Origin of the sequence: Methylorubrum sp. SL192 (assembly GCF_026672325.1) — a bacterium.
GTDB lineage: Bacteria > Pseudomonadota > Alphaproteobacteria > Rhizobiales > Beijerinckiaceae > Methylobacterium > Methylobacterium extorquens.
On record NZ_JAPPQV010000003.1, the window covers coordinates 3,141,677 to 3,165,260 of the forward strand.

Consider the following 23,584-nt stretch of genomic DNA (forward strand, 5'->3'; position numbering starts at 1 on the left):
TTGGGCCGGGGAAAGGGCGTTTCGCGTTTGCCCCGGCAACGCACGGGAGAAGCTGCCTTATGGCGCCGACAGATCGTCAGCCGGACCGTCACGAGGGGCCGGGCCGAAAGCGCCGCGGGCTCGGCCTAGAGGGCGCCAGCACCCTGGTGCAGACGCTGGCGATCCTCGGGGCAGGGGCCTGGGGCGTCTACACCTTCGTCTACGAGGCGCGGATCAAACCGGGGCTCGCCCCGCCCTCGGTCTCGGTCAAGACTGACCTCGCCCGGGTCGGCGAGCGCGGCGACCGGGTGGCGATCCGCTCGACCGTGACCCGCACCAATGTCGGCCAGGCGGGGGTGCGCGTGCTCGGGCTCACCTACACCGTGGTCGGCATCCGCACCCGCTTCTCCGAACCGGGCGACGACACGGCGGCGCGGGAGGCCGCCTTCCGGGCCTCGCTTTCCGGCACGGCGAGCGTCGATGCCGCCCGCGACTACGTGCGCGAGAGCGGCGGGACGCCGATCCTGCGCCAGGGGTTGCTGTTCTCCGGTGCGACGCCGCTCCCGAGCGAGCCCTCCGACCTCAACCCGGGCGAATCCGTCTCCCGCGACGTGATCGTCTATGCCGACCGCAAAACCTTCGACGCGGTGCGCTTCGAGGTGCGGCTCGCTTACGCCAAGGAGGACGACCCGCCGGTGCGCCTGCGCTTCGAGGCGGGGGCGGACGGCGTGCTCGCGACCGTCCCGGCCGAGCCCTGCCCCGCGCCGAAATGCCCGCTGCGGAGCACGGATTTCGCCACCGAATTCTCGCTGTGGTGAGCGCGTCGGGGCGGCCCTCTCACGGGATCGCTTTATCCCGCGCGCCGGACGGAACGGTTGGCCGGGCTCGCCTGTTGATGTCTGCCATGCCGATCTGTCGCCACTCGATCGCCCCCCCCGCCCGCACACCCCGCGAGCAACCCGTCGTTCGGCTGTCGCACTACGTGGTGCAGCGCCGCTCGGCGCCACGGGCCGCCAACGACAACCGCCGTTCGCGGCTCGCGCCGGTCTGGCCCTGGGCCATGGCGGCCGCCGCCGCCCCGGCCGTGACGGCAGCGCTGATCCTCACGCGCCTGATCTGACGCCAGGCGCGTTCATCGCACCCGCTGTCCTGTTCGCTCGACGTCTTCCCTCGAGAATCCGGCGCAGCTGGCGTTCCGTGCGGCGCGCGTGCCCTCGCAGAACAAGCCGTCAGCAAGGGTAACGACGCGGCTCCGGCGCCACACCCGCAGGCCGTTCCCCAGCTGATCGCGCGGTCGGCCTTTACCTCTCCCGGCCCGTTCCCTAGCGTCCGGCCCCATGCCGCTCGTGCCCCCGCCACGTCCTGCGACCTCTGCCGCCGCCGTGCCGCCGCCGGGGGAGCCGGCGCCATCGGCGCTGCTCCAGGCCAACACCCCCGAATGGTCGGTCGGCGATCTCGCTGCCGCCCTGAAGCGCACCCTGGAGGACGCCTTCGGGCATGTGCGTCTGCGCGGCGAGATCACCGGCTATCGCGGGCCGCACGGCTCGGGCCACGCCTATTTCTCGCTGAAAGACGGCTCGGCGAAGATCGACGCGGTGGTGTGGAAGGGCGTGCTCGGGCGCCTGCGCCAGAAGCCCAAGGAAGGGCTCGAAGTCGTCGCCACCGGCAAGATCACGACCTTTGCCGGAAAATCCTCGTACCAGATCGTCATCGACTCGATGGAGCCTGCCGGCATCGGCGCCTGGATGGCGCTGCTGGAGGAGCGCAAGCGCCAGCTCGCGGCCGAGGGGCTGTTCGAGACTGACCGGAAGCGGCCGATCCCGTTCCTGCCGCGGGTGATCGGCGTCGTCACCTCGCCGACCGGCGCGGTGATCCGCGACATCCTCCACCGGCTGGAGGACCGCTTTCCCCGCCCCGTGCTGGTCTGGCCGGTGCGGGTGCAGGGGGAGGGGGCGGCCGAGGAGATCGCCGCGGCGATCCGAGGCTTCAACGCGCTGTCGCCCGATGGCCCGATCCCGCGGCCGGACGTGCTGATCGTCGCCCGCGGCGGCGGCTCGATCGAGGATCTCTGGGCCTTCAACGAGGAGGCGGTGGTGCGCGCCGCCGCCGAGTCCGAGATCCCGTTGATCTCCGCCGTCGGCCACGAAACCGATACGACGCTGATCGACTTCGCCTCGGACCGCCGCGCCCCGACGCCTACGGGCGCGGCCGAAATGGCGGTGCCGGTGCGGGCCGAACTCAGCGCCCAGGTCCACGAGCTCGGCGCCCGGCAGGCGGGCACGATGCTGCGGCGGATCGAGCGCGAGCGGGCGGATTTCCGGGCGCTCGTGCGGGCGATCCCCGGCGCCGACGCCTTCCTCGCCGTCAAGCGCCAGCGCCTCGATCTCGCCGACGCGCGGCTGCGGCCGGCGCTCGCCGCCAATGCCCGCGATTCCCGCGAGCGCCTGAACCGCGTCGCCGATCGCCTGACCCGGCGCTCCCCGGCGATCGCGCTGGCCGAGGCGCGGGCACGGCTCGCCGCCATCGACCACCGTCCGCGCACCGCCATGAGCCGCATCGTCGAGCGCCGCCGCGACCGGCTCGACGCGCTCACCAGCCTGCTCGGAGCGCTCAGCTACAAGGCCGTGCTCGCCCGCGGCTACGCGCTCGTGCGCGACGCCGACGGCCTGCCGGTGCGCTCGGCCGCGGCCGCGGCCCGAGCCGCGCGGTTCCAGCTCCAGTTCGCGGACGGCGCTATCTTTGCGCGCCCGGAGGAGGCTCCGGACGACCCCGTTGCGCCCCCCGTTGCCGAAGCCCCGCGCTCGGCGCCGCGCCCGAAGCGTGCGCCCCGCCGGGCCGCGCCCGAGCCCGCACCGAAGCCTGAGAAGGCGGCGGCCGAACCGGCCGCGCGGCAGGGATCGCTGTTCTGAGCCATCCGAGCGGCTTCAATTATAGCGACTGGGCAAGCGCGGAGCCGCCCACCGCCTCATGAAGTCCAGCGCCAGCGATACAGCAAGCGAGCGAACCCAAGCGCAAAGCCAAGCGTCACGAGCGCCGGCAACGCGACAGGTAGGGAGAAGGGCAGGAAGCTGATTGTCACGAAGCTTCCCCAAGTCCACCACCACGCAATGTTCAACCACAACGTGGGGAAACCATCTCGGCACTCGATGAAGATGATTAGGGCATCGGTGAAGTAACACTTTGCGCCCGGGGGAGGTGGGAAGTAGGGCAGGGCGAAGGACAAGTAGGTGCCCAAGCCGACGACGCCGACCCAGAGCACGAAACAGGCGAGCTGAACGGCAGTCAGGATCGGACGCTCAGCGAACCTCCGGCGGAGTCTCCATCGCCATCCGCGCTCTACCATCGCAACCTCCTGATTCGAGCCTCGCGCGAGACTACGAGACATCAGGCCTTCACAACCAGAAGGATTGCCCATCTCAAGGACAACCATCCTTAGGCTCCCGCATCAGCCCCTCCTTGCGCGGCAAGCACCTTGACCGGCACGGCCGCCTCTGCGACCGAGCGGCACGGCTCCTGCCTCACCGGCGGCGGGCCCCGGCATCCCGCAGGAGAGACGCGTGACCACGACGATCGACTCGGACCAGAAGCTTCACCTCGTCTTCGGCGGCGAGCTGGAGGATGTCTCGGGGGTGCGCTTCCGCGACGTGAAGGATCTCGACATCGTCGGCGTCTTTCCCGACTACGCCTCGGCCCAGACCGCGTGGCGCTCGAAGGCGCAGGCCACCGTCGACAACGCGCAGACCCGCTACTTCATCGTCCACCTGCACCGCCTGCTCGAGCCCTAAGGGGGCAGGGCGGGGCCCGCGCAGTGAAGTCCTTCTCACGAAACCATTGTGAGGGCTCGGCCCCGCTGGTATGAGCCGCGCGGCCGGATGCTTGTGCGGTCTCGGACGTAATCGTTTCGCGCGCGTCCCGCGAATGACTTGCAGAGTGAGCCGAGAGACGCCCGGCATGACGTCGTCCATCAAGATCATCGCCGGCAACGCGAGCCGTCCGCTTGCGGAAGCAATCGCCGGCTACCTCGAATTGCCGCTCGCGAACTGCATGGTCCGGCGCTTCGCCGACATGGAGATCTTCGTCGAGCTGCAGGAGAACGTGCGCGGCGAGGACGTGTTCATCGTCCAGTCGACCTCGTTCCCCGCCAACGACCACCTGATGGAACTGCTGATCATGATCGACGCCGCGCGTCGGTCGTCGGCGCGGCGCATCACGGCGGTGATCCCCTATTTCGGCTACGCCCGGCAGGATCGGCGCACCTCGGGCCGCACGCCGATCTCGGCCAAGCTGGTGTGCAACCTCATCACCGAGGCCGGCGCCGACCGGGTGCTGACGCTCGATCTCCACGCCGGACAGATCCAAGGCTTCTTCGACATCCCCACCGACAACCTGTTTGCCGCCCCCGTGATGGTGCGCGACATCAAGGAGCGCCTGGCGCCCGGCGAGCGCATGGTGGTCTCGCCCGACGTCGGCGGCGTGGTGCGTGCCCGCGCGCTCGCCAAGCGCATCGATGCGTCGCTGGCCATCGTCGACAAGCGCCGCGAGCGGGCGGGCGAGTCGGAGGTGATGAACATCATCGGCGACGTCGAGGGCCAGTCCTGCATCCTCGTCGACGACATCGTCGATTCCGGCGGCACGCTGGTGAACGCAGCCGAAGCCCTGCTCAACGCGGGCGCCAAGGAGGTCTCCGCCTACATCACCCACGGGGTGCTGTCGGGCGGCGCGGTCTCGCGCATCGCCGCCTCGCGGATGAAGGAACTCGTCATCACCGACTCGATCCTGCCGACGCAGGCGGTCAAGCTCGCCCGCAACATCCGCGTGATCTCGATCGCACCGCTGCTCGGCGAAGCGATCGGGCGCACGGCGACGGAATCGAGCGTGTCGAGCCTGTTCACCTGAACGAATAGCGGGATTCCAAAGGGATCATCTCTTTGGCGGGGTCTCGGGGCAGCGCCCCGAACCTCCTTCACCAGGGCTCTGCCCTGGACCCGCGAAAGGACTTGTCCTTTCGAAACCTTCGACCTTAGCGGATCTCGGCGATCTCGAACTCGTGGTCGTTGACCGTCACGGTGTCGCCGACGCCCTTGCCGGTGAGCGCTTGGGCCAGCGGCGCGACGTAAGAGATCGAGCCGGCGGACGGGTCGGCCTCGTCCTCGCCGACGATGCGGAAGGTCTGGCGCGTGTCGTCCTCGCGCAGCACGGTCACGGTCGCGCCGAAGCGCACGGTATCGCCCTCGAACGCTTCGACCGGTTCGGCCGAGTTCTTCCGCGCGGTCCAATAGCGCAGATCGCGCGAGACACGGGTGTGGTCGGCTTTGTCCTGCTGCGGCGAGAGGCCGGACAGCTCCGCCTCCAAGCGCGCCACCTCGGCCTCGATCTGCGCAAGGCCCTCAGGCGTCACGAAGTTGGTGTGGGAGGAGATGGGCCGATCGGGAAGATCCTCGAAGGCCTCGCCACCTTCCGGCTCACGGACGAATGCTCTGCTCATAAGATACGAAATGCCCAAGCCTAAGCCGCGGTTCCACCGATGGCGACGACGGTCCGGCCCCGCACCTGACCGTCGAGCAGGGTTTCGGCGAGGCCGCCCGCCTCTTCCAGGGAGACCGTCCGCGTCATGGCCTTGAGCCGATCACGGTCGAGGTCGCGTGCGAGCCGGGCCCAGGCTTCGCGGCGGGGCGCTTGCGGCGTCGTCACGCTGTTGATGCCGAGCAGGGAGACCCCGCGCAGGATGAAGGGTGCGACCGAACTCGGCAGGTCCATGCCCCCGGCATTGCCGCAGGCGGCGATGGCACCGCCACCCTTCGTCATGGACAGGACGTTGGCGAGCACCCGGCCGCCGACCGCGTCGATGCCCGCGGCCCAGCGCTCCTTGGCCAGCGGGCGCGGCTCGCCCGCGAGCGCCTCGCGCTCCAGGATCTCGGCCGCACCGAGACCTTTCAGGTAATCGGCCTCGCCGCTCCGGCCGGTCGCGGCGATGACGTGCCAGCCGGCGCGCTTCAAGAGCGCCACCGCCACCGAGCCGACGCCGCCGGAGGCCCCCGTCACCAGCGCCGGCCCGGCCTCGGGGGTGAGCCCGTGCCGCTCCAGGGCGAGAACCGAGAGCATCGCCGTGTAGCCCGCGGTGCCGATCGCCATGGCCTCGGCCGGGCTCAGACCCTCGGGCAGGGGCACCAGCCAGTCGCCGCGCACCCGGGCGCGCTCGGCGAGACCGCCGAGATGGGTCTCACCGACGCCCCAGCCGGTGAGCACCACGGCGTCGCCGGCCTTGTAGTCGGGATGCGCCGAGGCCTCGACGGTGCCGGCGAAGTCGATGCCGGGGATCATCGGGAAGCGGCGGACCACCGGCATCCGGCCGGTCATGGCGAGCCCGTCCTTGTAGTTCAGGCCCGAATGCGAGACCCGCACGGTGACGTCGCCGTCCATCAGGTCGGCCTCGTCGAAGTCGCGCAGGGCGAGGCTCTGGCCGGCTTCGCCCTTCTCGATCACCCAGGCTCTGAACGCCGCCATGGTCCGCTCCTCCCGTCTCATGTCGGGAGGGGAGCTACGGCGGCCCGGCCCTGAATCAAGGCCGCCGGTCGAGACCGACGCTTGAGACCGACATGGCCGCGGGCCTCAATAGCCGTCGTAGATGCTGCCCCGGGAGAAGCCGAGACCCACCGCCACGTCCGCAGAGGAGGCGCCGGCGATGCCGAGGGCGTCCGGAATCGATCCGACACCGAGAGGGCCATAGCCGGGACCAGGGCCGAACTCGGGCCCGCCCGCGGGCACCCAGGCGGCGCGGGCGGGCTGCACCAGCACCCGGCGCTGCGTGGTGGTGTAGACCGGAGGCACGGTGTGCGGGATCACCTCCGGCGGCCGCACCAGCACCCGGCGGGTCTGCACCGCGTAGCGCGGCGGGGTGGTCACCCAGCAGCCGACGAGCTGGCCGTAAGCATCGATGCTGGTCTCCCAACGGCGCGAGCCGGGGGCGACCAGCACCCGCTCGGACACCGTGTCGTAGATCGGCGGCGTGGTGCGGTAGACGGTGCGCGGCGGCTGGACCAGCACGCGCTCCGCGACGGTGTCGTAGACCGGCGGCGTCACGATGCGGCGGTAGCATTCGGCGCTGACACAGCCGCCCCCGGCTTGCGCGGGCGCGGCCAGGGCGATCACCGAGACGGCGGCGACGGCAAGGGAGGGGAACAGGCTCGAGCGGGGCAGGGGGGTGGCCATAACAACCTCGGAACGCGACTTCGATACGATTTCGACGCCGCCGCGAGTCCCGCACGGGTCTCAGCGTGGCATAACATTCGACGTACAGAGTGCGGCCAAGGTTGCCTGCCGGACAAGCTCGATTGTCAAAGACAGTAAAATTAACCAACGACTAAGACTACGCAGATCTAAACATTCAGCTTCGACTTCACATTTCAGCCGCCAGGCGGGATCGCATCGGATCAAAGACGCAGGCGGAGGCGTTGCCGAAAAACCCTTCGCACCGCGCAGGGGAGGGCGGGCGGCAAGGCGCGCTTGTCAGCCCATCGGCCAAGGGCTAGAGCGCTTCCAAATCGGGCGGCGGCGGCGCCCGGGACGCTTGAAACCGCCGCACGAGGGGATCGCATCCGCAAGCGGGCGACGGGCCGGTGAGGAGCGCGCCCGCCCCTGCCCAGGCAAGCCCCCACCCAGGCAAGCGGATTTAAGGACCGAACGGCCCATGACCTACGTCGTCACCGACAACTGCATCAAGTGCAAGTACATGGACTGCGTCGAGGTGTGCCCCGTGGATTGCTTCTACGAGGGCGAGAACATGCTCGTCATCCACCCCGACGAATGCATCGATTGCGGCGTCTGCGAACCGGAATGCCCCGCCGAGGCGATCAAGCCCGACACCGAGGGCGATCTGGAGAGCTGGCTGAAGCTCAACGCCGACTACGCCAAGACCTGGCCCAACATCACCCAAAAGAAGGACGCCCCCTCCGACGCCAAGCAGTGGGATGGCGTGAGCGGCAAGCTGGAGGCCCATTTCTCGCCCAACCCCGGCTCCGGCGACTGAGCTCCTCCGCCGCGCGCCCACGGGCAGCACGGCGGGACGGGCCCTGGAACCGCGGCGGCGTCTCGTCGCAGGCGGTTCATCCGGGGCGATGCCCCAAACGCACCACGGCCTCCCTCGAAAGATCCACCGGAAGCTCCGGCGACGCTCTTTTCGGCTGGCGAAAAACCTTCGATCCTCCCCTGCGGAGACGCGCTCGCGCGCCGGCAATCCTTTGATTCGCCGGCCTGTTCGTGTTACATAAGGGCTCGCCGTCGCTCACGCCCGATGCGCCCCTCCTGATCGCCCTCAAAGCGAGTTCCATCTTCCTGGAAAAGAGGCTGGCTGCAATCGACCGCCGGAAGCATCTCGCTCCCGGTGGGTGCCTTCGTGTGGTGTGAGCAACGCGAGAGCCCGGGAACCGGCCAGCGCCTCAATGGCGCGCCGCCGGACAGAGGCATGCGCCGGGTGTCCCGCCCCGGAGGTGACGAGCGTGCGGGCGTGGACGCGCCCCGCGTGGATGACAGTGGAGGCTCATTCCGCATGACCACAGCCAAGAAGACGACGGTAGCAGGCCGCCAAGGCTTCAAGACCGGCGAGGCGGTCGTGTATCCGGCGCACGGCGTCGGGCGGATCACCGCGATCGAAGAGCAGGAGATCGCGGGCTACAAGCTCGAACTGTTCGTCGTCTCGTTCGAAAAGGACAAGATGGTCCTGCGCGTTCCCACCGCGAAGGCCAACAGCGTCGGCATGCGCAAGCTCGCCGAGCCGGAACTCGTCAAGAAGGCCCTCGACGTGCTCACCGGCCGCGCCCGCATCAAGCGCACGATGTGGTCGCGTCGCGCCCAGGAATACGAGGCCAAGATCAATTCCGGCGACCTGATCTCGGTTACCGAAGTGGTGCGCGACCTCTTCCGCTCCGAGGCCCAGCCCGAGCAGTCCTACAGCGAGCGTCAGCTCTACGAGGCCGCCCTGGACCGCGTCGTGCGCGAGATCTCCTCGGTGAACAAGATCACCGAGACCGAAGCGCTCAAGCTGATCGAGCAGAGCCTCGCGAAATCGCCGCGCCGCGCCAAGGCCGATGCGGAAGCCGATGCCGAGGGCGAGGACGACGTGCAGGAAGAGGCCGCCTGAGACGGCTTCCGTCAGCGAATCAGATCGCTGCACGATTCGCATGTGTGAACCAGAGGGCTCGGCGCCACGCCGGGCCCTTTTTTCATGCGCCGCCCGTACAGCTCTTGACCCTTTCGCCTCCGACGCCACGCGCCCGTAGGGAACAAGCGTCGCACGGATGTGTTGTGCCTCTGCCACGGAGGGCTTGCCCCATGGTCCTGTCCGGCATGTCGCCGACCGACGGGACGGAGCGAGCGGATCCGAAACGCTCGAACCAAGAATGCTCGAACGAGAGAGGCGGGGATGGCAGAGATCGCGGGGATGCGGCGTCAGTTCATTCGAACAGCGATGGAGGCGCCGTTCCTTGCGAGGGATGAAGAGCGTGGGCTGGCGGTGGCCTGGAAGGAAGCGCGCGACGAGCGCGCCCTGCACCGTCTGATCTCCGCGCATATGCGCCTCGTGATCGCGCTTGCCGGCCGGTTCCGCCATTACGGCTTGCCGATGGCCGATCTCGTGCAAGAGGGTCATGTCGGCCTGATGGAGGCCGCGGCCCGGTTTGAGCCGGAGCGCGAAGTCCGCTTCTCCACCTACGCCACGTGGTGGATCCGCGCCTCGATCCAGGACTACATCCTGCGCAACTGGTCGATCGTGCGCGGCGGAACGAGTTCCGCGCAGAAGGCCCTGTTCTTCAACCTGCGCCGCCTGCGCGCCCGGCTGATGCAATCGACCGAGGAGCAGGTCGGGTCGGAGATCCATGGACGGATCGCCACCGCGATCGGCGTCTCACGCGAGGACGTGGCGCTCATGGATGCCCGCCTGTCGGGCCCTGACATGTCGCTGAACGCCCCGGTCGGCGAGGAGAGCGAAGCGTCCTCCGAGCGCATGGACTTCCTGGTCGACAACGCCGCCCTGCCTGATGAAACGGTCTCGGCCCTGGTCGATGGCGAACGGCGGCTCATCTGGCTGCGGCAGGCCCTGACGGTGCTCTCCGAACGCGAGCTCCGGATCCTGCGGGAACGGCGCCTCGCCGAGGATCAAGCGACCCTCGAAGCGCTGGGCCACCGCCTCGGCATCTCCAAGGAGCGCGTCCGGCAGATCGAGAACCGCGCCCTGGAGAAGTTGCGTCGGGCGCTCGCCGAGAAGTTCCCGCAGGCACCGAGCAGCGTCTACGCCTGATTGGTCGAAGCAGGTTTGCTCTAGGGCGGCACAGGCGTGCCGCCCTTTCGCGTTTCAGAATGCGATCTAGAGGTAAGCGCCGACCGCTTGACGGACCAAGCCGTCCGGTTCCGCCGCCGCACGGATCGCCGGAGGTGCTGCCAGGCATGGCTGCGAGCCGCCTTGTCGTGACGAAGGAGATCCGGCGTCACCGGCAGGCTCCAGTCCGGCTGCACGCGCCGGAGGCGGCCCGTGGAGGCGTTGCGACCGACACCGAGCCCGGAGAGCCCTTGCCCTGCCGCCGCACAGCGCTGGGCCAGGCTCGGCGATTTGCCAGCATCGACCTGGGTACTTTGAGGTCAGAGGGCAGCCGGACGCGCTTGTGGCAGCGGGGGGACATCGCACGGGCAGGACGAGGCCGGCGAAAAGTCGGCCGGTGATCGCCTGCTGCAAGGCGGCACGGCATCGAAGGGGCGCCAACCGCCGGCCGTCATGCTGGTTGGCACCCGTTAGCCTCAGGCCGAGCGGCGTGCCGCACGCGTCGGTGGCGTTTCGTGCCCGCATCGCCCGGTCCGTTGGGTTCGGGCCGCTGGCAGGGCCGCCCTCTTTGGTCGTGACGACGGACACCGTCCAGACGCACCCCGGCTCCGGTCGATCTTACCGACCGCCGCCAGTGGCGCAGACGGCGCCAGCAATCGCGCCGCAGGTCGAGACGTGGGCGCTGTTCAGCCCCTGCCAAGCCGGCGACCCGCCTCAAGCGTGATGCGCCCATCACCGGTCACGGCAGGAGTCGAACAACGGGGTGTCACGCGATCGCGCAGATACCGACCGCCCCGACCATGGCGCCTAGGATCGACAGGGAGCCGGCTCGCAAGGGACCCGTCGGGGCGCGGCCCGGCTTTGGCGTGATGCCGCCGGGCAAAACGGGAATTTTTAAATATCCATGTTTGTCAGCATCTTGCTCGGAAATTCGCCGAATCTTGAGCGCGAAAAGCCGTCCTATCTGCGCAATAAGGGCCATGAAGCGCCCTGACCCGCTTGCGACCGCGAAAAGTGCCGGCTATAAGCCCGCTCGTCGGCCCTCGGGGGCCGGCATCGGAGTGTAGCGCAGTCTGGTAGCGCACCACGTTCGGGACGTGGGGGTCGCAGGTTCAAATCCTGCCACTCCGACCAAGCAAGAAGAGGAACGCCCCGCAAGGGCGTCAAGAAGTAAAAAAGGCGCCCGTAGCTCAGCTGGATAGAGCACCAGACTACGAATCTGGGGGTCAGAGGTTCGAATCCTTTCGGGCGCGCCATCTACTCTTCTGCTAGATATAAGTTTTCCCCTTTGATGCCTTCGGCGTCGGGGTTACGGCTTGCAGATGGTTTGCAAGTTCCGTTCGCGGTGAGTTCTCCCAACTGAAGTTTGTTTGGTCCGCTAGCGCTCTCGTGCGAGCGAGGTAGGGGCCCAAAATCACGGTCACCGTCTTGCGCGATTGGCCTGTGATCGTTGCGATTTGCTGCGGGCTGCAGCCGGCCTCCGACAGCATCGTTACGGCCGTTCCGCACAGGTCGCGGACGTGCAGGGCGGCGGTCTCGTCGAGCCCTGGCAGAGCGATGCTCCCAACAACGGTCTCCGTCGCCTCCTCCCAGAGTCGGGCGAAGTACCTTTTCTGGAAGGCGCGATCGGTCTTCGTCGTCAGGATCAGCAGCGACCTGCGCTCCATACCATCCAGCATGCGCCGGAGCGCTTGCGTGCAGGGATCTGACCCCATCGGCACCAATCGGGCGCCGCGGGCGCTCTTAGCCTGCCTGAGCGGGATTGCGCTGCCATCGTAGGACGACTAGGGCCGGCGAAGGATGTCGGCCTGGCGTGGTCCGGTGAGGAGGGCGATGATCGGCGCGCTGCGGCTCGATCGGCGCCACGCGCATGAAGGCATCGATCGGCTCGGGCAGCCGGGACAATCCCGGCTCGGTCGGCACGGTACAGCCGCTTGAAACCGCGAATGTGGTTCTCCTAACCCCAAGTCAGCATGGCTGAAATGACGGACAGGCGATTGCCCGCCTCGCGCTCGCCTGACGAGCGCGCCAGTCGAGGCCGTTCTGCTCGACCTGCCGGTGGTGACCTTCCGCGACGCGCATGAGCGGCCCGAGGGCATGGATGCCGGTACGCTGATCGTGGCGCTGCTCGGCAAGGTCAATCTGGTCGAGGCGGTGCGCGACGGCTACGCTGAGGGCCGCCGCTTCGCGGGCGCCGTGCCGGTCCGTTCTGAGGTCATCGGGTCCCCAAAGGGCCTCACGGCCCTTTGGCGGGTGTTCAGGGCCGCGCCCTGAAGCCGGCGGAGCCGCTCTCTACTCCGCCGCGTGCGGAAGTCGCTCACCCGTCATCCAGGCAGCGAGGTCTTCCCGCGCCCGGTCGGTGAGCGCGCGCTTCTTGAGCGCCGCCTTCTCGGGCCCGCGCAGGCGCTTGCCGGTCTCGTTGCGGGGCATCTGCGCCAGCGGCGGGAACAGCCCGAAATTCACGTTCATCGGCTGGAACGAGCGCGGTGCGTTGCGCTCCGCCTCCTCGGGCGCCTCGACATGGCCGCCGGTGATGTGGCCGATGAGCGCCCCGAGCGCGGTCGTCGGGGGCAGGGGAGCGAGCGTCTGCCCCTCCGCCTCGGCGAGCGCGTAGCGGCCGGCCATCAGCCCGACCGCGGCGCTCTCGACGTACCCCTCGCATCCGGTGATCTGGCCGGCGAAGCGAAGCTGGGGCCGTGCCTTCAGCCGCAGGGTCGCGTCGAGCAGGCGCGGGCTGTCGAGATAGGTGTTGCGGTGCAGGCCGCCGAGCCGGGCGAACTCGGCATTCTCCAGCCCCGGAATCGTGCGGAAGACCCGGACCTGCTCGGCGTGGCGCAGCTTGGTCTGGAAGCCCACCATGTTGAACAGGGTGCCGAGCGCATTGTCCTGACGCAGTTGGACGATGGCGTAGGCCTTGACCGTCGGGTTGTGCGGATTGGTGAGCCCAACCGGCTTCATCGGCCCGTGGCGCAGGGTCTCGGGCCCACGCTCGGCCATCACCTCGATCGGCAGGCAGCCGTCGAAATAGGGGGTCGAGGCCTCCCATTCCTTGAACGCCGTCTTCTCGCCCGCGATCAACGCGGCGACGAAGGCCTCGTACTGCTCCCGGTCCATCGGGCAGTTGAGGTAATCCGCCCCCGTGCCGCCGGGGCCGGCCTTGTCGTAGCGGGACTGGAACCACGCCTTGCCCATGTCGATCGAGTCGCGGTGGACGATCGGGGCGATGGCGTCGAAGAAGGCGAGCGATTCCCGGCCCGTCAGCGTGCCGACGGCCTCGGCCAGCGCCGGGGAGGTGAGGGGGCCGGTGGCGAGGATGGTCGAACCCCAGTCCTCGGGGGGAAGGCCGGCGACCTCCTCACGGACGATGGTGATGTTGGGGTGTTCCTCCAGCGCCGCGGTGACGGCCCGCGAAAACCCCTCGCGATCGACGGCGAGCGCCCCGCCCGCGGGCACTTGGTGGGCGTCGGCCGTGCGCATGATCAGCGAGTCGAGGCTGCGCATCTCCTGATGCAGCAGGCCGACGGCGTTGCCGTTCGCGTCGTCCGAGCGGAAGGAGTTGGAGCAGACCAGTTCGGCCAGCCCGTCGGTGTGGTGGGCATCGGTGGCGCGAACGGGCCGCATCTCGTGCAGCACGACCGTGCGGCCGCCCTGCGCAACCTGCCAGGCCGCTTCGGAACCGGCGAGGCCACCGCCGACGATATGGATCGGGTTCGTCATCGCAACGGAATAGAACCCCGCGGCCGCGCGATCAATGCGGGCGGGCACAGGAGGCGAGGCGGGGCGCGGCCGGCGCGAAGGACAGGATGCGCTCCATCGCCGCGTCGGCGAAGCGCGCACCGGACGCCCTGAGTGAAACCGGCCCTTCGCCCGAGCCGGCGCAACCGCTCCGGAAGACTTAAGCCGCAATTGCTCGCGGGTGCCACATCGCGGCCGAGACAGGCAAACCGCGCCGGCGGTACCGTGGGCCCCCCATCCCCGATATCCGGGCCGGACAAGCGGAGCGGACGGCAATGGCGATCTCTCCCGACGGGGCGCTGCCCTACTTCGTGTACGACGGCTACCTCGTCTCGCTCTATCCCTGGCAGGGCCAGCACGTCGCACTCCTGACATCGGCCAACGATCTCGACGGCGATGTCATGCAGGACATCCTGAACAGGATCGATGCCGCCTACGAGGTCTACCTCGCCATCACCGGGCAGGCTCCGGCCACGTACAGAGCCTATAACGGCCTGCTCACGATCGCCGAGGTGCCCACGGCGCTCGGAGGCGCGGCGAACGCGATCGGCTTTCTCGGAGCCACCGGCATCGAGCTCACGACCAGCGCGTTCGATCAGCTCTACGCCGGCGCGGCCGAAGGTGGCACCTTCGATCAGACGGTCTTCTACGAACTCGGGCGGAACTTCTGGTTCTATGGCCCGCAACTCGGGACCGTGGATGCCTTCGTCACGGGGTTCGCGATCGCCAATCGGTTCGTGTCGATGCAGGAGGCCGGCATCCCCGGCAGCGCGTTCGGTGCCCTGCCCTTCGACGAATTCAAGCAGTCCATCCTCGAAGACCTTGCGCAGACCTTCTTCGGGGAGGCGGGCACCACGCTCGCCAACACCCTCGGCGCGGCGACCGGCGTTCCGAACCCCAACAATTGGGGGGCTGCGGACCTTGCCGCCGCCCTGCTCACTCAAGTCTACGAGGATCTCGGCTTTGATGCCTATGCGCGCTTCTATCAGGAACTCGCCGGCCGTCCCGCCGCGGGCACACCGGAAGCGGTGTTCGGCAATCTGGTCGCCGCCGCGAGCCAGGCCACCGGGATCGACTACGGCTTCCTGAACAAGCCCGAGGGCGTCGCCTACGTCGTCGGCGGCCGGGGCGACGACCGGCTCGAGGCCGACGGGAGCGGCAATCCGGTCCTGGGCTTTGCCGGCGACGACACGCTCATCGGCACGGCCGGCGACGACCGGCTGTTCGGCGATGCGGGCGACGATGTCCTGCGCGGCGGCGGCGGCCGCGATCAGCTCGTGGGCGGGGCCGGTGACGACACCTACTTCGTCGACACGCCCGGCGACCAAGTGTTCGAGGGCAGGGGGCAGGGCACCGACCGGCTCGTGGCGACGAGCGCCTACACGCTGGCCGCCGGCCAGGAGATCGAGATCCTGCAGCTCGCCAAGAGTACTGGATGCGCGCCGCTGTCCCTCACCGGAAACGCCTTCGGCCAGCGGCTGATCGGCAATGCCGGCGACAACGGGCTCGACGGCGGCGGCGGTGACGACAGCCTCGCGGGCGGCCTCGGCGCCGACCGGCTCACGGGCGGAGCCGGCGCCGACACCTTCCTGTTCGACGCCCGGCTCGGCCGCGGCAACGTCGATCACGTCAGGGACTTCACGTCACAGGACGACGTGTTCCACCTCGACCACGCGGTGTTCTCGGGCCTCGACACCGGGGCGCTGGCGCCTGAGCAGTTCAAGAACCTCGGTCCGGCCAAAGCGATCAAGGCGGATGCCGACGACCGCATTCTCTACAAGCAGAAGACGGGCGAGCTGTTCTACGACGCCGACGGCAGCGGCCGGAAAGAGGCCGTCCTGGTCGCGGTGCTGGATAACCACGCCGCCCTCGATCACACGGATTTCCTCATCGTGTGATCCAGGGGTGATCCCGTCTGCCGGGCACGAAGCACGGGTCAGTGCAGCTTCGGCCCGATCAGGAACCGCTCGCGATCGACCGAGGTCAGCGCGAGCCGGGTCAGGCGCCCGTCCCGGTTGACCGTGAGGGGGACGCGCACCCCCGCCTCCCCGAGGGCCCAGACCTGCCGGAAGAAGCCGGCGAGGTCGGCGACCGGCTCACCCGCCACCTCGGTCAGCACGTCGCCCGCGCGCAGGTCGGCGGCCTCCGCCGGGCCCCTGTCGGCGGTCCCCATCACCACCACGCCGTCCTCGGTCTCGGTGGCGTAGAGGCCGAGCCAGGGGCGGGGCGGGCGGTCGGCCCGGCCGCGGGTCTCGAGATCGGTCAGGATCGGCGGCAGGAGTTCGATCGGCACGACCATGTTGATCGCCCGGCCCGCCCCCGTGCCGCCCTGCTGGAGCTGAAGCGAGCCGATGCCGACCAGCGCGCCGTCGGGCCCGATCAGGGCGGTGCCGCCCCAGTGGGGATGGGCGGGGGTGGTGAACAGGGCGTCGTCGAGGACGTACTCCCAATAGCCGGCGAATTCCTGCCGGGCGACGAGTTCGACCGCGAGGCTGTGCGAGCGTCCGCCCGCCCCCGCGATCACCGCCCGTTCGCCGACCTTCAGCGTATCCGAGCGCCCGAGCCTCAGGGCGGGCAGGCCGAGGCGGCCGAGCGCCTGGACGAGGCCGAAGCCGGTCTCCCCGTCATAGCCGACGACGTGGGCCGGCACCGAGCGCCCGTCATGGGTGGTGAGCCAGACGCTCTCGGCCTCCAGCACGAGGTAGCCGATGGTGAGCACCAGCCCGTCCTCGCGGATCACCACGCCGTTGCCCGCCCGCTCGGTGCCGAGCGTCTCCGCCGTGAAGGCCTCCGCCGGCACCCGCGAGGAGAGGGAGACGACCGAGGTCAGCGCCCGCTCCAGATCGTAGGCGTAGTCGCCGGCCTTCGGCTGCAGGGCGGCCGGAATCCTGAATTCGCCGTGCGCGGACATGTTCTGCGATTTCCCTGCGCCCCACTCCGCCGCCGCCCGTGGACCAACTTGTGCGGAAACGGCGGCCGCCGGGGCGGCCGCATCCGTCTCCCGTCCGCAAGGTTCGCCGGGCTGCGCTTCCGACACAGATAGGCGGCGCATCTCGCGCCGACACCCGCCCGCCGCCGCGTCGAAAGGCACCGGCGCCGGGGCCCGGCACCGCGCCCTCCCGCTTTCGCTCCGCACGGCGCTCTTCGCGCCGCGAAACCGCCGAAACGGCTTCGCGATTGTCCTGCCGACACCGCGACATCCTGTGGTGCGTCGGCAAAGCCTCCGATAGGGTGCCGCTCCCTGTCCTGCCGCGCTGAGCGCCCGGCGGACGCCTCCCATCCAGACGCCCCGGAACCATGCCGCGTCCTCCGACGACCTCCCTCCGCGCCGCGTCCGCCGGGAGCGGGCCGTGACGCCGCACGACGGAGAACTGGCCGGACTGCTGGACCGCGTCGCCCGCCGGGACGTGGCCGCCCTGCGGACGCTCTACGACCGGACCGCGCCGAAACTTTTCGGGATCATCCTGCGTATCCAACGAGACCGGAGCCTCGCCGAGGACGTGCTTCAGGATGTCTACCTGAAGCTCTGGCAATCGGCGGGCTCCTATGCGCCCTCGGCCGGGGCCCCGCTTCCGTGGCTGTGTACGATCGCGCGCAACCGGGCCATCGACGGCCTGCGCCGCCGGAGCGAGGTTCCGATGCCGTCTGGTGACAGCGGGGAGGCCTGGATGGAGCGCCTCGTCGCCCCGACCGACGAGGAAGGCGCCTTCCTCGACCGCGAGGCGCTCGTCGCCTGCCTGTCTCGGCTCGATCCGACCCAGCGTGACTGCGTCGTGCTGGCCTATTGCGAGGGCTGGTCCCGCGAGGAACTCGCCGAACGCTTCGAGCGGCCCGTCAACACTGTGAAGACCTGGCTGCACCGGACGCTGGCCGCCCTGAAATCCTGCCTGGAGCATATCGCGTGAGCGGCGGGAGCGGCAGACCGGAACCGGCGGAACGCGACCTGCGGGCGGCCGAGTACGTGCTCGGCACCCTCGATGCGGGGGAGCGCGCCGCGTTCGAATTGGAGCGGGCGGTCGATCCGGCCACCGAGGCGGCCGTGAGCGCCTGGGAGCGGCGTCTCGCCCCGCTCGCGCGCGCCGTGCCCGCAATCGAGCCGCCGGCCCATATCTGGCAGGAGATCGCCCGAGAGATCGCTCAAGAGATCGAGCGCGGCACCGCCGCGGGCGATCCCGTCCCCCGACCGGATCAAGCCGGCGCCGCCAACGACAACCGCCTGCGCGACCTGCGGCGGCAACTCCGGCTCTGGCGCTTCACCGCGGCGGGGGCGGGGCTCGTCGCCGCCGGCCTCGCGCTGGTCGTGCTCACCGGCGCGCCGCGGCCCGGCGGGGAGCGAGCGGGCGGCGCGGGGGAGGGCCGCTACGTCGCCGTGGTCACGAGCGCGGGCGACCTGCCGGCCCTGATCGTCAGCGTCGACACCGAAGCCGGCACCGCCCGGGTCCGGCCGGTGGCGGCGCAGGCGCCGGCCGGCCGCAGCCTGGAACTCTGGTATGTCGGGCCGGGTGCCGCCCCGAAGCCGATCGGCCTCGTCGAAGGCGAGGCCACCCGCATCCGCCTGCCGCCGGAGGCCGGTCGCGGCGGGGACGGCGTCATCGCCGTATCGGTCGAGCCGCCGGGCGGCTCACCCACCGGCAAGCCCACCGGGCAGGTGATCTACACCGGCAAGCTGATCCGGGAATAGGACGCGCGGGCCCTCCACCGGGGCCGCGCCGTTCCGGTATCCGGGCGATTCTCACGCTCAAGCATCGTCCCGAAACGGACGAAGCCGCCCAGCCTTGCGGCGGGACGGCTTCGTGACCTTGAACAGACCGGGGACGCGATGGGCGCCCCCGATCGGATCGATCAGCTCAGTACTTGCGAACGAGCGGGGCCGGAGCCGGGGCCGGAGCGGCCGCCGGGGTGTAGAGCGGGGCCACGATGCGGAACCAGCCATCGGTGCTCTCGCGCACGCCAGCCGTGGTCACGACGTCGCGGGCGACGTAGGCCTGAACCGAGAACGGTCCGAAGTCGTAGCCGATGAGGCCGCCGAGGGCGAACCGGCCACCGCGACCGATGCGGCTGGTCGGGTCGTTCACGAAGGCGAGCAGGTTCGGGTCGAGGTTGACCGTGCCGTAGCCGATGGCGCCGATCTCGAACTTGCCGAACTTCTTGGTCGCGGTCAGGTCGAGGTTGAACGCGTCCGAGATCTGCACCGGGCCGAAGAAGCCGGGGATGCCGTTGCGGCCGTCGAAGCGGCTGGGCGAGTCGTAGAAGTTGTAGGTCAGGTTGGCGGTCAGGTTCCAGCCGTCGCCGGTGTAGCTGACGGCACCGCCGACACGGTAGGTGTTGGAGGCCAGGATGTTCAGACCGCCGCCGCGACCAGCGTTGAGCTCGTTGAGGTACGAACCGCCGAGCAGGCTGACGCCGATGTTGCCGCCGAGATCGAACGCCCAGATCGCGCCGACGAAGGTGCCGACGTTGATCGAGGTGTCACGGCCGCCGGCAGCGCGGCTGAAGGTGAACACCGTCGGGGGGGCCACGACGAACTCGAGGCGGCCGCCGAACGGCACGTAGGGGGTCGCCCACACGAGGATCGGGATGTTGACGGCGGTGTCGACCGCGGTCGCGTTCGGGCCATCCGGGCTGCGGTAGGTGAAGGTGTTGATGGCGTAGATGCCCTCGGGGAGCGGCGCGCCAACGGCCAGACCGACCTGCTCACCGGGAACCGTGGTCGTCTGCGCCTGGGCGACGGTCGTCGTCATTCCGGCCGTGAGCGCAATGGCGCCCGCAGCGAGCCAGTTCTTCATCATTTTTCTCGTTCCTTCCCAAGGATTCAGGCGTCCGCCCCGTAGCGCCTGCATCGCCGCTCGCCTCCCTCTCTCCCCGGAGTGGATGGCTGGTGTGATGCCGGTGCCCCCTACGGCCGCACCTCAAGTCTCGACGTCGGGAACTATTCTACAGACCGACCGCGAAAGACAGGGGATTGCCTCCAATCTCGGCAGTTCGGACCCTACCGTTGCGCAAAAGCCGCATTTTTGCTGCGGAGCAACCAAGGGCTTAACGATCTCTTAACGCTGTCCATCTTGGACGAACGCGATCCCGCGAACCGGATTCAGGCGAAATAGTACATTATCGTCAAGTCATTGGCCGCGGCATCCGGCCGGGATTTTCCGGCAGAAGGGGCCGGGCAGTTGCGCAACTGCGAAGGCGGGTTTCGGGCTCGCCCGGCACCGACGGCGCCGTCACCGGGGGCCGGACGGCCCGGCTCAGCCGACCGAATCGCCCGCTCGGCCCGGCCCCCCGGCCGCGCAAGAACCCGTCGCCATCAGGTTGCGCCGGCCCGCCCGCTTCGGCCGGCGCGCCCTATTCGGCAGCCTGCCGGCCCGCGGCGTTGCTGCGGCGGCCCGATGCGGCGCCCGCCTTCGCCTTGGCCGCATCCTTGCCCGCGTCTTTGGCCGCGTCCTTGACGGCCTTCCCGGCCGGGCGCCGCGCCAGCACCTCGCGCAGGAAGCGCCCGGTATGGCTCGCCGTGCTCGCGGCGATCTCCTCAGGCGTGCCCTGCGCCACGACGCGGCCGCCGCCGTCGCCGCCCTCGGGGCCCATGTCGATCACCCAATCGGCGGTCTTGATGACCTCCAGATTGTGCTCGATCACCACGACGGTGTTGCCCTGATCGACCAGCTCGTGGAGCACCTCCATCAGCTTGGCGACATCGTGGAAGTGCAGGCCGGTGGTCGGCTCGTCGAGGATGTAGAGGGTGCGGCCGGTGGCGCGCTTCGACAGCTCCTTGGAGAGCTTCACCCTTTGCGCCTCGCCGCCCGAGAGCGTGGTCGCCTGCTGGCCGACGCGCACGTAGTGCAGGCCGACACGGGCCAGCGTCTCCATCTTTTCGCGGATCGACGGCACGGCCTTGAACAGATCGGCCGCCTCCTCGACGGTCATGTCGAGCACGTCGGCGATGGACTTGTTGCGGTAGCGCACCTCCAGCGTCTCGCGGTCGTAGCGCTTGCCCTTGCACACGTCGCAGGTGACGTAGACGTCGGGCAGGAAGTGCATCTCGATCTTGATGACGCCGTCGCCCGAGCAGGCCTCGCAGCGCCCGCCCTTCACGTTGAACGAGAAGCGCCCGGCCTGATAGCCGCGGGCCTTGGCCTCGGGCAGGCCGGCGAACCAGTCGCGGATCGGGGTAAAGGCGCCGGTATAGGTCGCCGGGTTCGAGCGCGGGGTGCGGCCGATCGGCGACTGGTCGATGTCGATGACCTTGTCGAGATGCTCCAATCCCTCGATCCGCTCGAACGGGGCCGGGTGCTCCAGGGCGCCGTTGAGGCGCTTGGCCGCCGCCTTGTAGAGCGTGTCGATGATCAGCGTGGACTTGCCGCCGCCGGAGACGCCGCTGATGCAGGTGAAGGTTCCGAGCGGGATCTCCGCCGTCACGTTCTTCAGGTTGTGGCCGCGCGCGCCGACCAGCCGCAGCATCCCGCGTCCGGGCTTGCGCCGGGCTTTCGGCGTCCGCACCGAGAGTTCGCCGGTGAGGTACTTCGCGGTGAGCGAAGCCGGATCCTTCAGGAGCTCCTCCGGCGTGCCCTGCGCGACGATCTCGCCGCCATGGATGCCGGCGCCCGGCCCGACATCGACCACGTAGTCGGCCTGGAGGATCGCGTCCTCGTCGTGCTCGACCACGATGACCGAGTTGCCCAGATCCCGCAGGCGCTTGAGCGTGCCGAGCAGGCGCTCGTTGTCGCGCTGGTGCAGGCCGATCGACGGCTCGTCGAGCACGTAGAGCACGCCGGTCAGGCCCGAACCGATCTGCGAGGCGAGCCGGATACGCTGGCTCTCGCCGCCCGAGAGCGAGCCCGAGCCGCGGGCGAGCGTCAGGTATTCGAGGCCGACATCGACGAGGAAGGTCAGGCGGTCGCGGATCTCCTTGAGGATGCGGACCGCGATCTCGTTCTGCTTGTCCGTGAGCTTCCCCGAGATCTCCGAGAACCAGCGATGCGCCTCGCGGACCGAGAGGGCGGTAACCTGGCCGATGTCCTGCCGGTCGATCTTGACCGCGAGCGCCTCGGGCTTGAGCCTTTTGCCGTCGCAGGCGGCGCAAGGGGTGGCGCTCATGAAGCGGCCGATCTCCTCGCGGGAAGCGTCGCTCTCGGTCTCCTTGTAGCGCCGCTCCAGATTCGGGATCACGCCCTCGAACGGCTTGTTGACCGAGTAGGAGCGCAGGCCGTCGTTGTAGTCGAAGCGCACCGACTCCTTGCCCGTGCCGAACAGGATCACCTCGCGGGCCTGCTCCGGCAGTGCCGACCACGCCACGGAGGTCTTGAAGCCGAAATGCTTGGCCAGGGCGTCGAGCGTCTGGTCGTAATAGGGTGAGGTCGATTTCGCCCAGGGGCCCACCGCGCCGCGCTTCAGGGTCAGCGCGGAATCGGAGATCACGAGTTCGGGGTCGATCCGCATCTCGTGGCCGATGCCGCCGCAGGTCGGGCAGGCGCCGAACGGGTTGTTGAACGAGAACAGCCGCGGCTCGATCTCGGGGATGGTGAAGCCGGAGACCGGGCAGGCGAAGCGCGACGAGAACGTGATCTTCTTCGGCGCCTCGCCCTCCGGCGCATCGGCGAACTCGATGTCGGCGATACCGTCGGCGAGTTCGAGCGCGGTCTCGAAGGAATCGGCCAGCCGCGCGGCGATGTCGTCGCGCACGACGATGCGGTCCACCACCACATCGATGTCGTGCTTGAGCTTCTTGTCGAGCTTCGGCACGTCGTCGATCGCGTAGTACTCACCGTCGACACGAAGGCGCTGAAAGCCCTTCTTCTGGAACTCGGCGATCTCCTTGCGATACTCGCCCTTCCGCCCGCGGACCACGGGAGCAAGGAGGTATAGCCGGGTCTTCTCCGGCAGTTCCAGCACCCGATCGACCATCTGGGAGACGGTCTGGCTCTCGATCGGCTCGCCGGTGGCGGGCGAGTAGGGGATGCCGACCCGCGCCCAAAGCAGGCGCATGTAATCGTAGATCTCGGTGACCGTGCCGACGGTGGAGCGCGGGTTCTTCGAGGTGGTCTTCTGCTCGATGGAGATGGCCGGCGAGAGCCCGTCGATCTGATCGACGTCGGGCTTGCTCATCATCTCCAGGAACTGGCGGGCATAGGCCGAGAGCGATTCGACGTAGCGGCGCTGGCCTTCCGCGTAGATCGTGTCGAAGGCGAGCGACGATTTGCCCGAACCCGACAGGCCGGTGAACACCACGAACCGGTCGCGGGGAATCGTCAGATCGACGTTCTTGAGATTGTGCTCGCGGGCGCCGCGCACCGAGATGACGCGGGTGTCGCGCGCGGCCGGGGCCGCCGCGTCGAACAGGGCCGAGAGCTGCGCGTCGGTCCGTTCCTCGGCCCTTCCCTTGGACTTGGCCGCGGTCTCAGGCTTGCGGGCTTTGGCTTTGGCCATGGACGACAAATTCTCTGCGACGATCCGGGCGCCCCGGTTGCGGCGCCCTCGCTCTCTGCTCGGGCGGGCAACGGGTGTGCCGCGCAGGAACAGTATCCGGGGACGGAGATGGGTTCCGGGCGACGCGAAACCACTAGAACG

The 23,584-nt window shown here is 69.3% G+C and carries 21 protein-coding genes, 2 tRNA genes and 1 pseudogene; 14 read left to right on the forward strand and 10 right to left on the reverse strand.

Features of this window, described 5'->3' with window-relative positions; translation table 11 throughout:
• The first annotated feature begins 59 nt into the window (after positions 1-59).
• From OVA30_RS15590 to xseA, 3 genes are all read left to right on the forward strand, one after another.
• The gene (locus tag OVA30_RS15590; RefSeq protein ID WP_012255066.1) at positions 60-797 is read left to right on the forward strand and encodes a hypothetical protein; all 738 of its coding nucleotides are present in this window, start codon (positions 60-62) and stop codon (positions 795-797) included.
• Positions 798-883: 86 nt separating this feature from the next.
• Positions 884-1,099 (forward strand): hypothetical protein, encoded by a 216-nt coding sequence (locus OVA30_RS15595; RefSeq protein ID WP_015824059.1) that lies wholly within the window; start codon positions 884-886, stop codon positions 1,097-1,099.
• 217 nt (positions 1,100-1,316) lie between these two features.
• On the forward strand, positions 1,317-2,888 hold the full coding sequence (gene xseA, locus OVA30_RS15600; protein WP_268176005.1) for an exodeoxyribonuclease VII large subunit: 1,572 nt from the start codon (positions 1,317-1,319) through the stop codon (positions 2,886-2,888).
• Between the two features lie 56 nt (positions 2,889-2,944).
• Here xseA and OVA30_RS15605 read toward each other — a convergent pair whose 3' ends face one another.
• On the reverse strand, positions 2,945-3,409 hold the full coding sequence (locus OVA30_RS15605) for a hypothetical protein (RefSeq protein WP_268176006.1): 465 nt from the start codon (positions 3,407-3,409) through the stop codon (positions 2,945-2,947).
• 127 nt (positions 3,410-3,536) lie between these two features.
• Between OVA30_RS15605 and OVA30_RS15610 the strand changes: the two genes are divergently transcribed.
• Both OVA30_RS15610 and OVA30_RS15615 read left to right on the forward strand, forming a co-directional pair.
• Positions 3,537-3,764, forward strand: coding sequence for a DUF4170 domain-containing protein (locus OVA30_RS15610; RefSeq protein WP_003599504.1), 228 nt, complete (start codon positions 3,537-3,539; stop codon positions 3,762-3,764).
• Positions 3,765-3,930: 166 nt separating this feature from the next.
• On the forward strand, positions 3,931-4,875 hold the full coding sequence (locus tag OVA30_RS15615; RefSeq protein WP_003599505.1) for a ribose-phosphate pyrophosphokinase: 945 nt from the start codon (positions 3,931-3,933) through the stop codon (positions 4,873-4,875).
• Between the two features lie 124 nt (positions 4,876-4,999).
• Here the strand turns inward: OVA30_RS15615 and greA are convergent, their stop codons facing one another.
• From greA to OVA30_RS15630, 3 genes are all read right to left on the reverse strand, one after another.
• Positions 5,000-5,464, reverse strand: a complete 465-nt coding sequence (greA, locus tag OVA30_RS15620) for a transcription elongation factor GreA (RefSeq protein ID WP_056113075.1) — start codon at positions 5,462-5,464, stop codon at positions 5,000-5,002.
• Between the two features lie 20 nt (positions 5,465-5,484).
• Positions 5,485-6,483, reverse strand: a complete 999-nt coding sequence (gene acuI, locus OVA30_RS15625) for an acrylyl-CoA reductase (NADPH) (RefSeq protein WP_268176007.1) — start codon at positions 6,481-6,483, stop codon at positions 5,485-5,487.
• Positions 6,484-6,588: 105 nt separating this feature from the next.
• Positions 6,589-7,188 (reverse strand): hypothetical protein, encoded by a 600-nt coding sequence (locus tag OVA30_RS15630; protein ID WP_268176008.1) that lies wholly within the window; start codon positions 7,186-7,188, stop codon positions 6,589-6,591.
• 478 nt (positions 7,189-7,666) lie between these two features.
• Here OVA30_RS15630 and fdxA point away from each other — a divergent pair, with 478 nt between their 5' ends.
• From fdxA to OVA30_RS15645, 3 genes are all read left to right on the forward strand, one after another.
• Positions 7,667-8,005 carry a ferredoxin FdxA gene (gene fdxA / locus OVA30_RS15635; protein ID WP_003599509.1) on the forward strand — a complete coding sequence of 113 codons (339 nt, stop codon included), beginning with the start codon at positions 7,667-7,669 and terminating at the stop codon, positions 8,003-8,005.
• Between the two features lie 519 nt (positions 8,006-8,524).
• Positions 8,525-9,115: a CarD family transcriptional regulator gene (locus OVA30_RS15640; RefSeq protein ID WP_003599510.1), complete on the forward strand. Its 591-nt coding sequence runs from the start codon at positions 8,525-8,527 to the stop codon at positions 9,113-9,115.
• Between the two features lie 282 nt (positions 9,116-9,397).
• Positions 9,398-10,270, forward strand: a complete 873-nt coding sequence (locus tag OVA30_RS15645) for an RNA polymerase factor sigma-32 (RefSeq protein WP_003599511.1) — start codon at positions 9,398-9,400, stop codon at positions 10,268-10,270.
• A 453-nt stretch (positions 10,271-10,723) separates the two neighbouring features.
• Here OVA30_RS15645 and OVA30_RS15650 read toward each other — a convergent pair.
• A pseudogene (locus OVA30_RS15650) lies at positions 10,724-10,843 on the reverse strand (IS5/IS1182 family transposase); the annotation flags it as partial.
• A gap of 502 nt (positions 10,844-11,345) precedes the next feature.
• On the opposite strand from OVA30_RS15650, the gene OVA30_RS15655 reads away from it, so the two are divergent.
• Positions 11,346-11,422: transfer RNA gene (locus tag OVA30_RS15655), tRNA-Pro, on the forward strand.
• Between the two features lie 45 nt (positions 11,423-11,467).
• Positions 11,468-11,544: transfer RNA gene (locus OVA30_RS15660), tRNA-Arg, on the forward strand.
• A 12-nt stretch (positions 11,545-11,556) separates the two neighbouring features.
• Here the strand turns inward: OVA30_RS15660 and OVA30_RS15665 are convergent.
• Positions 11,557-11,967 (reverse strand): hypothetical protein, encoded by a 411-nt coding sequence (locus OVA30_RS15665; RefSeq protein WP_268176009.1) that lies wholly within the window; start codon positions 11,965-11,967, stop codon positions 11,557-11,559.
• 382 nt (positions 11,968-12,349) lie between these two features.
• Between OVA30_RS15665 and OVA30_RS15670 the strand changes: the two genes are divergently transcribed.
• Positions 12,350-12,562 carry a hypothetical protein gene (locus OVA30_RS15670; protein WP_268176010.1) on the forward strand — a complete coding sequence of 71 codons (213 nt, stop codon included), beginning with the start codon at positions 12,350-12,352 and terminating at the stop codon, positions 12,560-12,562.
• A gap of 18 nt (positions 12,563-12,580) precedes the next feature.
• On the opposite strand, the gene trmFO is transcribed toward OVA30_RS15670, so the two are convergent.
• Entirely contained in the window at positions 12,581-14,005 is a 1,425-nt protein-coding gene (gene trmFO / locus OVA30_RS15675) for a methylenetetrahydrofolate--tRNA-(uracil(54)-C(5))-methyltransferase (FADH(2)-oxidizing) TrmFO (RefSeq protein ID WP_043707097.1), read from the reverse strand.
• Positions 14,006-14,298: 293 nt separating this feature from the next.
• Between trmFO and OVA30_RS15680 the strand changes: the two genes are divergently transcribed.
• The gene (locus OVA30_RS15680; RefSeq protein WP_268176011.1) at positions 14,299-15,921 is read left to right on the forward strand and encodes a calcium-binding protein; all 1,623 of its coding nucleotides are present in this window, start codon (positions 14,299-14,301) and stop codon (positions 15,919-15,921) included.
• A gap of 38 nt (positions 15,922-15,959) precedes the next feature.
• On the opposite strand, the gene OVA30_RS15685 is transcribed toward OVA30_RS15680, so the two are convergent.
• A complete protein-coding gene (locus OVA30_RS15685) occupies positions 15,960-16,934 on the reverse strand; it encodes a S1C family serine protease (protein WP_003599551.1) in 975 nt (324 codons plus the stop codon).
• 439 nt (positions 16,935-17,373) lie between these two features.
• On the opposite strand from OVA30_RS15685, the gene OVA30_RS15690 reads away from it, so the two are divergent.
• Together OVA30_RS15690 and OVA30_RS15695 are read left to right on the forward strand one after the other, a co-directional pair.
• Positions 17,374-17,928, forward strand: a complete 555-nt coding sequence (locus OVA30_RS15690) for a sigma-70 family RNA polymerase sigma factor (protein ID WP_056113091.1) — start codon at positions 17,374-17,376, stop codon at positions 17,926-17,928.
• Positions 17,925-18,704, forward strand: a complete 780-nt coding sequence (locus OVA30_RS15695; RefSeq protein ID WP_268176012.1) for an anti-sigma factor — start codon at positions 17,925-17,927, stop codon at positions 18,702-18,704. The genes OVA30_RS15690 and OVA30_RS15695 overlap by 4 nt, the downstream gene beginning before the upstream one ends.
• Positions 18,705-18,870: 166 nt before the next feature.
• On the opposite strand, the gene OVA30_RS15700 is transcribed toward OVA30_RS15695, so the two are convergent.
• Together OVA30_RS15700 and uvrA are read right to left on the reverse strand one after the other, a co-directional pair.
• Positions 18,871-19,812, reverse strand: coding sequence for a transporter (locus tag OVA30_RS15700; protein ID WP_015952163.1), 942 nt, complete (start codon positions 19,810-19,812; stop codon positions 18,871-18,873).
• A gap of 553 nt (positions 19,813-20,365) precedes the next feature.
• Positions 20,366-23,443 carry an excinuclease ABC subunit UvrA gene (gene uvrA / locus OVA30_RS15705; protein ID WP_268176013.1) on the reverse strand — a complete coding sequence of 1,026 codons (3,078 nt, stop codon included), beginning with the start codon at positions 23,441-23,443 and terminating at the stop codon, positions 20,366-20,368.
• Positions 23,444-23,584 lie beyond the last annotated feature (141 nt).